Raw genomic sequence first — 13,684 nt, 5'->3', positions numbered from 1 at the left:
TATAATTTTTTGAACTATGGAATTTTCCACAATTGATACAGTTGTTTTTTGTGCCTATGCCTGTATGATTATTTTTCTTGGTCTGTGGGTATCAAGAGATAAAAAAGGTCATCAAAAAAACGCGACAGATTATTTTTTGGCTGGAAAATCACTTCCATGGTGGGCCATTGGAGCATCCCTGATTGCAGCTAATATTTCAGCGGAGCAAATAATTGGGATGTCGGGTTCCGGTTTTGCCGTTGGGCTTGCGATCGCTTCTTATGAGTGGATGGGGGCGGTAACCCTGATTGTTGTCGGTAAATACTTTCTTCCCATCTTTATTGAAAAAGAAATATTTACCATTCCGGAATTTGTCGAAAAGCGGTTTAATACTACATTAAAAACCATTTTAGCGGTTTTCTGGATTGCACTGTTTGTGTTTGTAAATCTTACTACTGTGCTCTATTTGGGAGCTTTGGCTCTTGATACCATTATGGGTACGGGCGACGGAAGCCTCATGATCTACTCACTCATCGGGTTATCGGCAATTGCTGCTGCATATTCGCTATACGGGGGGCTTTCTGCCGTAGCATGGACCGATGTATTGCAAGTGGGTTTACTTGTCTTGGGCGGTTTTGTAGTCACCTTTGCCGGGCTTAATAATGTTACTCCCGAAGGCGGAATTTTGAATGGCCTGACCCATCTCTATGATGTAGCCGGAGAAAAATTTACTATGATACTGGATCGATCAAATCCTGAATTCAGCAATCTGCCGGGTATTGCCGTATTAATCGGCGGAATGTGGGTAGCTAATCTGTATTACTGGGGATTTAATCAATATATCATTCAGCGGACACTGGCCGCTAAATCACTTAAGGAATCGCAGAAGGGTATTATCTTCGCAGGTTTCCTGAAATTACTTATTCCCTTAATTGTCGTTATCCCCGGTATCATTGTGTATGTGTTATATACTCAGCCTGAGGGTACCGCTGTAATCCCCGGTGTTTTTGATGTTTTCACAAGAGCTGATGGAAGTATTCAATACGACAATTCCTATCCGTGGCTTATGAAGGTATTTTTAACGCCCGGCTTTTTGGGATTGGTCGTAGCGGCACTTGCGGCAGCCATTGTATCGTCAATGGCCTCGATGCTGAATTCCGTAGCTACGATATATACGATGGATATCTATCTTCCGTATATCAGGAAAGATGCAACAGATAAACAAACGGTGAATATGGGTAGAATTTCGGCTGCGATTGCATTGATTACAGCCGGTTTTATGGCACCTCAACTCGATAACGTGCCCCAGGTTTTTCAATATATCCAGGAATATACAGGTATGGTTAGCCCGGGTATTCTGGCTGTATTTTTAATGGGATTATTCTGGAAGAAAACCACCTCAAAAGGTGCTATCTACGGAGTCCTGGCATCCATAGTGATAGCGATCTTTTTAAAATCACCGGCAGTGCAGCTTCCATTTTTAGACCAGATGTTTTATACACTCATTAGTACCATTGTGATTATTGCAGGCGTCAGCTTAACAACGAATCCCTACGATGAAGATCCCAAAGCTATTCATACAACAGCTGATATGTTTAAAACAAGCCCCGCTTTTAATATCGGAGCTTACGTAATATTAATTTTAGTAGCGATACTTTATGCCGCTTTTTGGTAAAAAGGGTTTTTAATTCATTTATCATCTATGAAAGATTTGTTTGAAGGAGTTTATAAGAAATTTAAAAGCCACTTTGATTCTGAACCCATTTTAATCCAATCTCCGGGTCGGGTTAACCTGATTGGAGAGCATACTGATTACAACATGGGATTTGTTTTACCTGCAGCGATTGATAAAATGATAGTGTTAGGATTCGCTGCGAATGGATCGGAAAAAATCCGTCTTCATTCTATCGATATGCAGCAAAGCTATGTGGTTGCCCTTAAGAGAGATCTTGAGAAAAGTGATCATCACTGGGCAAATTATATTCTTGGAGTTATAGATCAGCTTCAAACCAGAGGGGATGAAATTGGTGGATTTGATTGCGTGTTTGGAGGAGATATACCCATTGGCGCGGGTCTTTCATCATCTGCGGCGCTGGAAGGTGGGGTTGCTTTGGGACTGTCGAAGCTGTTTGATCTGTCAATCACGAAAACAGAGATGGCCAAAATCGGCCAGGCTGCAGAGAATCATTTTGTAGGCATGCAATGTGGAATTATGGATCAATTCGCGAATATCCATGGTAAAGAAGGTCACGCCCTGAAACTGGATTGCCGGTCTCTTGAATTTGAACTCTACCCGTTTCGCAGGTCGGATATTAAAATCATTCTTTGTGATACGAATGTGCATCGGGAGCTGACATCATCTGAATACAACATTCGGAGACAACAGTGTGAGGAGGGAGTTCAAGTCCTGAAAAAATATTACCCTGAAATTAAAAGCCTGCGTGATGTGAACTTACCGACTTTAAAAAAGCACATGGGTGATTTTAATCCCACTGTTTTCCAACGATGCAAATTCGTTCTTGAAGAAAACAATCGGGTTGAAGCCGCCTGCGAAGCACTCACCAAAGATGATTTGGATACATTCGGAAAGTTAATGTATAAATCTCACTATGGCCTCAGAGATCTCTATGAAGTGAGCTGTAAGGAACTGGATGCTCTGGTTGCAATCGCAGAAACATTGGATGGAGTCTTTGGTTCACGCATGATGGGTGGTGGGTTCGGCGGTTGTACCATCAACCTTGTGAAAGAAGAATTTGTAGATGAATTTATCAGTACGGTAGAAGAAGGGTACAGTGAGCAAGTCGGTGAGGGTTTACAGATATACAAAGCCTCAATTAGTGATGGTGCAAAGCAAATTTTTCAGAATAGCTCCTTCTGGTTGATTGAAAATTAATCCTAAATCTCTATGGGTTACCCTGCGCCTCTCTCCGGTTTTATTACCGGAAAAGACGCAAAGTTTTCCACAGATTCTAATTACAAGTAATTACTGCCTATTCAATTTCAATCACGGAAATGATAGCGCACAAAGCCCTCAATCGCTTCATATTCTGCCAATCCAAGATCATCATACACTTTGGCAGTTCCACGGTTCCGGTCTTCGGAACGTTGCCAGAATTCTCGGGTATCTGAACCCGGGAAAAGAGGACGGTCTTTCTGAGATTGATGTTTGAAAATAGCTCTGCGCTTACGTTTTAGTTCAATTGGGCTCAATGGTACGGCCATCTCAATTTCGTTCACATCCCACTCCTGCCACGCACCTCGGTAGAGCCAGACCCAGCAGTCTTTCGCCCAATCATCGTTTTTTACAATTTCGAGCGCCTCAAAAATGGCTTTCAGACATACGCGATGCGTACCGTGTGGGTCAGAAAGGTCGCCGGCTGCATATATTTGATGAGGTTTCACCTCTCGTAAAAGATCGACTGTAATTTGGATATCTTCATCAGAAAGCGGTTTTTTCTTCACGCGGCCGGTTTCATAAAACGGCATCTCCATGAAGTGCATATTTTCATCCGGAACCCCGCAATAGCGTCCTCCGGCTTTCGCTTCACCCCGTCGGATGAGCCCTTTGATTTTCTTTACTTCGGGGGAATCAACCTGGCCTGGTTTTTTGGACTTCAGGAAGTCGTTTATTTTTCGGAACAGCTTTTCAGCTTTCTGTTCTTTCATGTCAAAAGCTTCGGTGTAATCCAGAACGAAATCCGCAAATCGAACCACGTCATCATCAAAAACCGCAATATTTCCCGATGTTTGATAAGCGATGTGCACCTCATGCCCATGATCGACCAACCGAATCAGTGTTCCTCCCATGGAGATAACATCGTCATCGGGGTGTGGGCTGAATACGATTGCGCGTTTGGGAAAAGGTTCTCTCCGCTCGGGGCGATATTTATCATCTTCATTCGGTTTCCCCCCGGGCCAGCCGGTAATGGTATGTTGGAGCTCGTTGAAAACCTTAATATTAATACTATAGGCGGGTCCCTGTTTGGTAATCAGGTCGGCCATTCCGTTTTCATTGTAATTTTCATCCGTAAGTTTCAAAATTGGTTTGTCGAGCTTTTGGCAAAGCCATACTACTGCTTTTCTCACCAGTTCGTCATCCCACTTGCAAGAAGAGAGGAGCCAGGGTGTATTTATACGCATCAGTTTTTCAGATGCTGCAGTATCCAGTACAATGGCAGTATTATCATGTTCTTGCAGGTATGTTGCGGGGATACTCTCTTTGATATCTCCCTCTACCGATTCTTTTATGATGTTTGCCTTACCTTCACCCCATGCCATCAGGATAATTTTTTTGGATTTCATGATGGTGCCGACACCCATTGTTATCGCGCGACGAGGCACATATTCTTCACCAAAAAAATCGCTCGCTGCGTCTTTACGAGTAATTTTATCCAGTGTAATCAGGCGTGTTGTGGAATCTGGCCGTGAACCCGGTTCATTAAACCCGATATGGCCGGTTCGTCCGATCCCAAGGAGCTGAATGTCAATTCCCCCGGCTTCCTCAATTTTGGCTTCGTACTGATCGCAATAATCGTAAATATCTTCTTCAGGAATCGTACCATCCGGTATGTGAACCTGATTTTCGGGAATATCAATAGAATCAAACAGGTGTTCATGCATAAAGCGAACATAGCTTTGCAGTGAATCAGGCTGTATTGGGTAGTACTCATCAAGATTAAACGTGATCACGTTTTTAAAGCTCAAGCCCTCTTCTTTATGCAGGCGAACCAGTTCATCATACACACCTACCGGGGTTGAGCCTGTAGCCAGGCCTAATACAGCATGTTCATTTTTTTTAGCTTTATCTTTGATGAGAGATGCAATTTCATGAGCAATTGCCACGGAGGCCTCAGAACTGTCTTTATAAATAACAGTTGGAATGTTTTCGTAATAGGTGAGACGCTTGTTAATAGAATTTAACTTCTTTTCTAAGCTTTCCATTGATCGTTCGTTTCAGTTCAGATAATTGTTATGTAGACATCAATATTTACAAATTCTAATATACGCATTAAAGAAAAGAGTGATGATTGGAATCGGTTCCAAATATAAAAAACCAAGTCTAATAAATTTGCTTTTAAAGGATTATTAGTGATTTTTAAGAATGTTCTTATATGAACGATTTTAGAAATTTCACAAAAATATTTGATGTTGGAGGTGAGCTACTTCAACGTTATTTAACTTCTATAAGTGTATGAAATGGAGTTAGTTGCGGGAATAGATTTAGGGGGTACCGATACAAAATTTGGTTTGGTGAGTCGTGAGGGCAAATTATTTGCTTATCAATCCATACCTACGAATGCAGAAATTGGCCATGAGCTATTTTTTGAACAGTTGAGTGATTCGATTCAGGATATGGTGGAGGCACTCGGGCCGGGGTATAAGCTGGTTGGTGTAAGTGTAGGAGCGCCCACCGGAAGTCAGAAAAATGGTACGATTGATAATGCCTCTAACCTGAACTGGCCGAGAAAGTTGCCGGTTGCCAATATTCTTTCTGCCAATTTTAATTTACCGGTTTCAGTATCAAATGATGCGAATGCGGCAGCCGTTGGTGAAATGCTTTTCGGTGTTGCCCAGAATAAAAAAGATTTTCTCTGCGTAACACTCGGCACAGGTTTAGGTTGCGGTATTGTTATAGACGGAGACCTGGTACTTGGTTCACGCGGCCATGCAGGGGAGCTGGGACACGTTTTGATTTCGGGAAATGGAAGGGAATGCGGATGTGGCAGAAAAGGTTGCCTGGAAACGTATGCATCTGCAACCGGAATTGTAAGAACGGCGAATGAACTGATAGCGAGCGAAGAATATCCTAAATCTGTCTTACAATTTTCAGAGAACGGCTCTCTCTCTGCCAAGAAAATTACAAAGGCTGCCAATGAAGGTGATGAACTTGCACTTCGGGCCTTTGAGATAACCGGACGATTTTTGGGCAGAACCCTCGCAAATACTGTTGCACTATTGAACCCGGAACTGATTGTTCTTACCGGAGGGTTATCGCGATCTAAGGAATTGATATTGGAGCCTACCCAAAGAAATATGGAGGAGAACCTTCTTGATATTTATAAAGGAACCGTGGAACTGAAACTTTCAGAAATTAGCGGTAAAAGAACGGCTATTCTTGGCACAGCCGCTTTCATGTGGCTGAAACTGGACAGCCTGAGCAAACAAACGGCATAGATTAAATAATTCCTGAGTATGGTGTTATTTTACTATTTCGGAACAGATCAGAAATTCAGATACCAATGAAACCAATTATCATAAAATCCTGCCTCAGTCTTATTCTTCTATTCTCTTTAAATTTTATGGGATGTACATCTCAAGAGGAGTCCGATACTGAACCGGTGAGCCTGTCAATGGAGATTACTGGTTCTCCAATTGAGATTACATGGAACCTAATCTCAAATTTTGAAAGCAACGATCAGTTACTTGCTTCTTTGACGTTCCATAATACCGGGAATGAAAGTTTTTCTAATGATGGCTGGACTCTTTATTTCAACTCCATACGGGTATTGGATGAAGAGAGCTTTTTACCAGAGTTTGAAGCGACACACATCAGCGGAGATTTCTTTAAGCTTGAACCGACGGATGCCTTCAACCCTATTCCGGCTGGTGGTGAATTTACGAAGGAATACAATGCACAATTTCATGCCATCAAAAAAACCGATGCACCCCAGGGATTTTACTTTGTGAATGAAGACCGTATTGAAGAGGTAGCACAGGTTACTGTTGAACCCTTTGTGGGGGAAGAGCAGGTGAACCGAACCCAGGCAGACAATCTTGAAATCCCCAGTGCAGAAAGCCGGTATCGGGAGAATCAGCGAGTAACAACATTGCCAACCAATCAAGTCAGTAAGATTACACCAACACCTTCATCTGTGGAAATGGGTGAAGGGAGCTTTGAGTTGGAAGATGGAATTACAATTACGTATGCAGTTGACTTTTTAGATGAGGCTGAATATCTGACTCAGCTTTTGGCTGATGAGTTTGAAATTGAAAATTCCATTGAAATTTTGGAAGGTGAGTGGAGTGGTACAGGAATTTTTTTGAACCTTGATACAGACTACCCCGGAAGTGAAGAAGCTTATTCGCTTCAAGTCACCGAACAGAATATTGAACTAACTTCATCTGGAAATGCCGGGATTTTTTATGCCATTCAAAGTCTGCGTTCTCTTATGTCAAACCGGGAGAGCGAAAACATGGAATTGAGTGCGGTTCAAATATCTGATGAACCCGCATTTGGCTACCGCGGAATGCACCTCGATGTAGCTCGAAATTTCCAGAATAAAGAAAGCGTACTACGGCTCCTGGATCTGATGGGAATGTATAAACTCGATAAATTTCACTTCCATCTTACGGATGATGAAGGCTGGAGGCTGGCAATAGATGGATTGCCGGAACTGACTGAAGTTGGCGGCCGACGTGGTCACACAGAAACAGAAGAGCATTTCCTGGCTCCATCATACGGCTCAGGACCTGATCCTACTCCGGGGGCATCATTCGGCAGTGGGTGGTACACGCGTGATGAGTATATCGAAATCCTTCAATTTGCGAATCAGCGTCACATTGAAGTGATTCCTGAAATTGATGTCCCGGGACATGCAAGAGCTGCTATTAAAGGAATGGAAGTACGGTTCAATCGTCTTTCGGAATTTGGACAATCAGAACAGGCAGAGATGTACCGGTTGGCTGATCCCGATGACGAGTCGGATTATATGTCCGTCCAGTATTTTGATGATAACGTCATAAATGTCTGCCGGGAATCTACGTATAATTTTATGGAAAAGGTGTTTGATGAAGTCATATTCATGCATCAAGAGGCGGGAGTTCCCCTGAATATGATTCACGTCGGTGGTGATGAAGTTCCCGAAGGTGCATGGACTGAATCACCTGCCTGCGAGCAGTATATGGAAGAAAGGAATATTGATCGTGCGAGTGATCTTTTTGGACACTTTTTCACTCGATTAGAATCAATGCTTGAGCAGCGTGATTTGCAAATGGCCGGTTGGGAAGAAGTAGGACTCAACGACGAGCATAATGGCCCTAAAGAAGATCCCGAGTATAAAGAAAATGTTGTCCCATATGTTTGGTCGAGCATCTGGGGTTCGGGCCGGGAAGATTATGCATACATGCTTGCCAATGCCGGTTACAAAGTTGTGATGTCAAACGCATCGAACCTTTACCTGGATATGGCTTACAATAAATCCTGGCAGGAACCGGGTTTTTACTGGGCAGCTATGTTTGATACGAAAGATACTTACTCCTTCATTCCATACGACCTCTATAAGAATGCAGAACATGATAACTACGGAAATCCTGTAAGCCCGAGTCAGTATGATGATGCCATTCAATTAAGTGAAACGGGCAGAGAAAATATTTTGGGAATCCAGGGGCAGCTTTGGTCTGAAACGGTGAATGAACCTCAGCGATGGGAGTACATGGTTTTACCACGCCTGCTGGGACTTGCTGAAAGGGCATGGGTTGGAAATCCTTCCTGGGGAGATATGGAAAATATTTCTCAATTGCGGTCGGAACGAGATGATGTGTGGAATGAATTTGCCAATCGCATCGGTCAATATGAACTTGACAGGCTAGATAAAAATTTTGTAAATATTAATTACAGATTGCCGGTTCCGGGTGCAGTTATTGAAGATGGGCTGCTCAAAGTAAACAATGCCTTTCCCGGACTTGATATTCGGTATGAAATAAATGGTGAAACAAGTTCAGAGTCTCCGTTGTACACTGAACCTGTTGAAATATCTGGTGGTGATTCGGTAACGATTTCAGTATTCAACTCTGCAGGAAGATCAGGCAGATCGGTTACAATTCAGTAATCAAATTAAGTTTTTGCGCAATTAATTCTTTAGTTTCTCTGTTGTTACTCAAACAGATGCCATTTTTCTGATTGATTATAGAGGTCAGCCATAATCCAGAGATCTATGGAAAAGTTAAACATCGATAAAGTTGCTAAGCTCGCTCATGTGTCGAGGTCTGTGGTATCGAGGGTGCTCAATAATCATCCCAATGTAAGTGATGAAGCCCGCAGCCGCGTGATGAGTGTAGTTGAGGAATATAATTATCGTCCCAATTCTGTTGCACGTAGTTTAGCTACCAGCAGCACCTACCAAATTGGGGTTTTGTCGGGAATTTTTGGAGAGGAAAGCCTTGGAAATGGGTATTGGACTCTACTCTATCTTGGAATTTTTGAGGAGTGCATCCGGAACGGTTACTATGTGCGTCTATCTTTCTACAATTCTGAAATGAAGAAGGAACTTCACGATTTGATACTAAATGAACACCATCTTGATGGAGTGATTTGTCTCAACGAAGAGGTGACTGAGTTTACGTTACAAACTTTTGAAGATTCCGATATCCCAATTGTATTGGTAGGACACAATCCCAAATACCCGGAAATACCATCAGTAGATGTGGATAATTATGATGCGGCTTACAAAGCCACGGATCATCTCGTTCAATTGGGCCATAAAGATATTGGTGGTATGTTTGGCGATCAAAACGTACAGGAGACTGAACACAGGATGAGGGGTTATCAAGATGCTCTTTGTAATGCGGGAATTGAGCCGAAGGATGATTATACCGCTGTTGGCAGCTACTCCCAGCACGATGGTCATGATACTATGGAGGAGTGGATCAAAAAGCACGACGATATGACGGCCGTATTTTGCGCCAGTGATACGCTTGCGATGGGTACTTTGCTGGCGCTCTTTGAAAACGATATCAGCGTACCGGAGCAGTTTTCAGTGGTTGGGTTTGACGGCCTCCCGATCTCTAAATATATGATTCCGCCTCTAACTACTGTTGCACAGCCTACCTATGGAAAAGGAGAAAAAGCAGCCAAGCTTTTGATAGAAAAAATTAAAAATAAAGATGCTAGAGTTAGGCATGCCAGCCTCAAACCGGAACTTTTGGTTCGTAAAAGTACAGCGAAGCTTTCTTAGTTTTTATTTTTAAAGTTGGCGATCGTTTTTTTTGTGAATTCTGAAAGCACCAGGCGTCCGCTAATTTCTGCTCGTTGTTCAAGCGTAGCGTGCCAGTGCCCGGTTCCCTGCCAAATGATATCTTTGAAGTGAGTTAGTGCATTAAGGTTACTTGAAGCAAGATTTTGCGATATTTCCTCAACAGCTTTATCAAGTTCTTCGGTGTTACTGACCAATTTATTGTAAAGCCCGTTATCCAGGGCCCATCGAGCGTCGTACCATGTTTTTGCATCTAAAGCTAATGTAGAAAAAGCGGATGTGCCCAGTTTTCTTCCAACAGCCGGTCCCACTACAAATGGACCGATGCCAAGGGAAAGTTCACTTAACCGAACGGATGCATTTTCCTGAGCAATGGCAAAATCAGAAGCCGCAATGATTCCGATTCCACCACCGACCGTTTTCCCGTGAACACGGGTAATAATCATCTTCGGGCAGGTTCTCATGGCGTTGATAACATTTGCAAATCCCATAAAGAATTCTTTACCCTCATCTTCGGTGGAGATTGCCGTTAATTCATTAAAAGAAGCACCGGCACAAAAAGCTCCGTCCCCTCCGCTTTTCATCACAATAGCATGGATGTCACCATTTGTACCCGCTTTTCGAATTGTCTCGGTAAGTTTCGTGAGTATCGACCCGGGCAATGAATTACCTTTGGGGTGGTAAAACTCAATTGTTCCGATTCGCCCTTCCGTTTTATAGGTTACATTTCCGTCGCCGTTCTCAGTCATGGTAGCTTGTTTTTTGCTGCAGTTAATTAGTTGTTCTGATGTTGTCAAATTACAGACGAATTAACAAATAGTTTCTCCCCATGATTCGAGATTTTTTGTTAGGAGATGGGAGATCGGGAAGGGATTGGAAATAAGAAATCGGGAATTAACCCGTATTATTCAGTACGCCGTGGAAAGCCGCGGGTCTTCAGTGGGGAAGATAACAAAACCCACCCGGGAATTGTCGTTCCACCCGGTATCACTCAAAGGGACGATGAAGGTAACAACCTCGTTCAAGTACTTTTACTCGTTCCGAAGGTCCTCCTTCGGAACGCCAACCCGAAGCTCCGCTTCCATTCACTCGTCATAACATAACAGCAATCCAACCCTCCAGACGTTTTATCAGAAGCAGAGCTTCCAAAAGGAATGTTCCGAAGGAGACCTTCGGAACAAGTAGGTAACTTCGCTCAAGTTTTAAAACTGAGACTTGAGAATAGAACTGAAGGATAGGGGGGCGTATCTATTACCGTTGGCTTCAGCCAACGGTAAGTTCAAAGGCATCAAACGGGCTTTAGCCCTATTTCTCTTGAACCATTTTTGTGCTCATTAATCTAATTCTAAGAATGTGGCTAAAGCCACAAACTTGTTGTTGGTTTACTAGCCGTCAGCTAAAGCAGACGGTAATAGAGATTAACTGATTCCTTTTTGTGAGCCCGATAAAATCCTTAGCGAAGTGCGACTCAAAGTTGATTTACAGTTCTGTAAGCTACTTGATGTGCACTCAAATTTAGTACGTGTGAGAAACCAAAGTATCTATACCTCGGCCTCCAAGAGCTTTTCCAGCTTGGAAAGCGTATGAACCGGTGCTTCGCATTGGAAGTCTTTGCACAGGTATACCATCAGAAGATCGTCTATTTTATAATGCTCAGTGAAAGGAGAAACTTCCTGGAGTTTGGACGCCAGTTCAGGTGTTTTGACTAATATGGCCGACCCCATTGGAATATTATTACGGCACATCTCGAGAGGCTTTTCTATGAGGCTGTTCATCTCCGGAGTGGTGATCAATACCTCTACTAACTCCGATTTTGAAATCTGGAATGCATGAACAGCAAAGGTATAACCGGTGGGGGATTCTTTTATTTGGCGTGAAAACGTTCCAAAAAGATCTGTGATTCGACTTTCAAATTGGGGATTACCCGTAAGTCGTGAAAGTCGAAGCAGATTTAATGCCGCAACCGAATTTGAGGAGGGTAGTGCTCCATCATAAATCTCTTTTTGTCGGCCGAGAAGTTCTTCTGCACCTGAAGCTGTGAAATAATAACCGCCAAACTGATAATCCAGGAAATCTTTATCGAACTGCTTCTGTAAGTCAACGGCCACTTCAAGGTATTCCGGGTTAAATGTGGCTTCGTAGAGTTCAATCAACCCAAATATTGTAAATGAGTAATCATCAGCCATGCCCTCAATATTTGCCTCTTCATCTTTCAGTCGGTGATACAGGGTGGATTTTTTAGTCAAGCAGTGCTCTTTGATGACTGACCAAGCCTTTTCCGCTTTTTTTATAAACTCTTCTTCCTTGAAGATTATACCCGCTTTAGCCAGTGCGGCGATCATCAACCCGTTCCAATCAGTTAAGATCTTATCATCTAGCAAGGGGCGCTCTCTTTTTTCTCTTTCTGCCTTGAGTTGTTTCAGAATCTGACCAACTTTTTCAGCTTGTTCTTCATCAACAGGGTCTTTGAGATGTGGAATATTCTTCCCGGTTTTTTGCCCGGTTGCTTCGTCCCGGAAATTGCCATCCTCCCGGATATTAAATCGTTGTTTAAAGAGATCAGCATCCTTCTTTTCCAATACAGAATTGATCTCTTCCATTTCCCAAACATAAAATTTCCCTTCTTCACCTTCGCTGTCAGCGTCTTCAGCGGAATAAAAAGCACCCCTTTCTGAGGTCAGGCAATCATCCAAATAATCAACAATTTCATAGGCTGTTTGTTTAAGCAGTGGATCCCCGGTTTCTTTCCAACCTTCTGCATAAGACATCAGTAACATCGCCTGATCGTACAGCATTTTTTCGAAGTGGGGGAGAAGCCATTTATGGTCGGTAGAATAGCGGTGAAATCCGAAACCGACATGATCCCACAATCCACCTAAGCGCATTTTTTTTAATGTGTGATGAACCATTTCCAATGCATTCTCATCATCATTCAGCCTATACCAATTCAACAGAAAAAGAAGATTGTGGGGAGATGGAAATTTGGGTTGAGAAGAAAATCCCCCTTCTTCCGAATCGTATTTTTGGGTGAGTTGCTGATACGTTTGATTGGGTAAGTCGTCCGGCAGGTGACCTTTCGCTTTCCCAATGTCCAAACTTTTAGAAAATCCCTCTTCAATTTTCTCGACGGATTGCAACACATTTTCACGATCTGATTCCCAGGCCTTTCTTATCGCCGGTATAAAATCGAGCATGCCCATTCGGTTTTGCCGTGATTCTTTAGGCAGGTAGGTTGCTGCGTAAAACGGTTTTTTATCAGGGGTCATTACAATGGTAAGCGGCCATCCTCCCCGACCGGTCAGCATTTGGCAGATGGTCATATAAGTGTTATCAATATCAGGACGTTCCTCCCGGTCTACTTTTATGTTGATAAACGCATCGTTCATCAATTTGGCAACTTGCTCATCCTCAAAACTTTCGTGGGCCATCACGTGGCACCAATGGCAGGTTGCATAACCAATTGATAAAAAAATGGGTTTGTCTTCTGCTTTGGCTTTTTCAAACGCTTCCTCACCCCAGGGATACCAATCAACCGGATTTTCAGCATGTTGTTTTAGATAAGGACTTTTTGATTGAGCGAGACGATTCATCTTTTGTATTTGTTTAGTTGTTTTCTAGAAAACAAGGTAGCCATTGAAACCGTTGCAATTCAGGGATTAAGATATTTCTAATACATATCTGAATCATTTTTCTCAAATTCATGCGGGTACAGTTATCAGGAATAAATTATTCAA

Annotated in this window: 8 protein-coding genes; 5 read left to right on the top strand and 3 right to left on the bottom strand. The window is 42.8% G+C overall.

The annotated features are described in order from the left end of the window. The first annotated feature begins 16 nt into the window (after positions 1-16). Both L6773_RS11625 and L6773_RS11620 read left to right on the top strand, forming a co-directional pair. On the top strand, positions 17-1,654 hold the full coding sequence (locus tag L6773_RS11625; RefSeq protein ID WP_237854591.1) for a sodium/sugar symporter: 1,638 nt from the start codon (positions 17-19) through the stop codon (positions 1,652-1,654). 27 nt (positions 1,655-1,681) lie between these two features. Next, the gene (locus L6773_RS11620; RefSeq protein ID WP_237854590.1) at positions 1,682-2,872 is read left to right on the top strand and encodes a galactokinase; all 1,191 of its coding nucleotides are present in this window, start codon (positions 1,682-1,684) and stop codon (positions 2,870-2,872) included. Positions 2,873-2,979: 107 nt separating this feature from the next. Here L6773_RS11620 and nagB read toward each other — a convergent pair whose 3' ends face one another. Continuing rightward, entirely contained in the window at positions 2,980-4,920 is a 1,941-nt protein-coding gene (nagB, locus tag L6773_RS11615; protein WP_237854589.1) for a glucosamine-6-phosphate deaminase, read from the bottom strand. A gap of 255 nt (positions 4,921-5,175) precedes the next feature. Between nagB and L6773_RS11610 the strand changes: the two genes are divergently transcribed. The 3 genes from L6773_RS11610 (at position 5,176) to L6773_RS11600 (ending at position 9,932) form a co-directional block, all read left to right on the top strand. Then, a complete protein-coding gene (locus L6773_RS11610; RefSeq protein WP_237854588.1) occupies positions 5,176-6,153 on the top strand; it encodes an ROK family protein in 978 nt (325 codons plus the stop codon). A gap of 65 nt (positions 6,154-6,218) precedes the next feature. Beyond that, complete coding sequence (locus L6773_RS11605; protein ID WP_237854587.1) at positions 6,219-8,807, top strand: family 20 glycosylhydrolase; 2,589 nt, start codon at positions 6,219-6,221, stop codon at positions 8,805-8,807. 105 nt (positions 8,808-8,912) lie between these two features. After that, on the top strand, positions 8,913-9,932 hold the full coding sequence (locus tag L6773_RS11600; protein WP_237854586.1) for a LacI family DNA-binding transcriptional regulator: 1,020 nt from the start codon (positions 8,913-8,915) through the stop codon (positions 9,930-9,932). Here L6773_RS11600 and L6773_RS11595 read toward each other — a convergent pair. Then, entirely contained in the window at positions 9,929-10,699 is a 771-nt protein-coding gene (locus tag L6773_RS11595) for an enoyl-CoA hydratase/isomerase family protein (protein WP_237854585.1), read from the bottom strand. The genes L6773_RS11600 and L6773_RS11595 overlap by 4 nt on opposite strands. A 792-nt stretch (positions 10,700-11,491) precedes the next feature. After that, a complete protein-coding gene (locus L6773_RS11590; protein ID WP_237854584.1) occupies positions 11,492-13,540 on the bottom strand; it encodes a thioredoxin domain-containing protein in 2,049 nt (682 codons plus the stop codon). Positions 13,541-13,684 lie beyond the last annotated feature (144 nt).

The organism is Rhodohalobacter sulfatireducens (assembly GCF_022012475.1).
In the GTDB taxonomy this organism is placed as follows: domain Bacteria; phylum Bacteroidota; class Rhodothermia; order Balneolales; family Balneolaceae; genus Rhodohalobacter; species Rhodohalobacter sulfatireducens.
This window is presented reverse-complemented; position numbering and strand designations above follow the sequence as displayed.

What these genes read in the sequence shown, in the direction of transcription:
- L6773_RS11625 (WP_237854591.1), top strand. Translation starts at nt 17, where the DNA reads ATGGAATTTTCCACAATTGATACAGTTGTTTTTTGTGCCTATGCCTGT.
- L6773_RS11620 (WP_237854590.1), top strand. Translation starts at nt 1,682, where the DNA reads ATGAAAGATTTGTTTGAAGGAGTTTATAAGAAATTTAAAAGCCACTTT.
- nagB (WP_237854589.1), bottom strand. Translation starts at nt 4,920, where the DNA reads ATGGAAAGCTTAGAAAAGAAGTTAAATTCTATTAACAAGCGTCTCACC.
- L6773_RS11610 (WP_237854588.1), top strand. Translation starts at nt 5,176, where the DNA reads ATGGAGTTAGTTGCGGGAATAGATTTAGGGGGTACCGATACAAAATTT.
- L6773_RS11605 (WP_237854587.1), top strand. Translation starts at nt 6,219, where the DNA reads ATGAAACCAATTATCATAAAATCCTGCCTCAGTCTTATTCTTCTATTC.
- L6773_RS11600 (WP_237854586.1), top strand. Translation starts at nt 8,913, where the DNA reads ATGGAAAAGTTAAACATCGATAAAGTTGCTAAGCTCGCTCATGTGTCG.
- L6773_RS11595 (WP_237854585.1), bottom strand. Translation starts at nt 10,699, where the DNA reads ATGACTGAGAACGGCGACGGAAATGTAACCTATAAAACGGAAGGGCGA.
- L6773_RS11590 (WP_237854584.1), bottom strand. Translation starts at nt 13,540, where the DNA reads ATGAATCGTCTCGCTCAATCAAAAAGTCCTTATCTAAAACAACATGCT.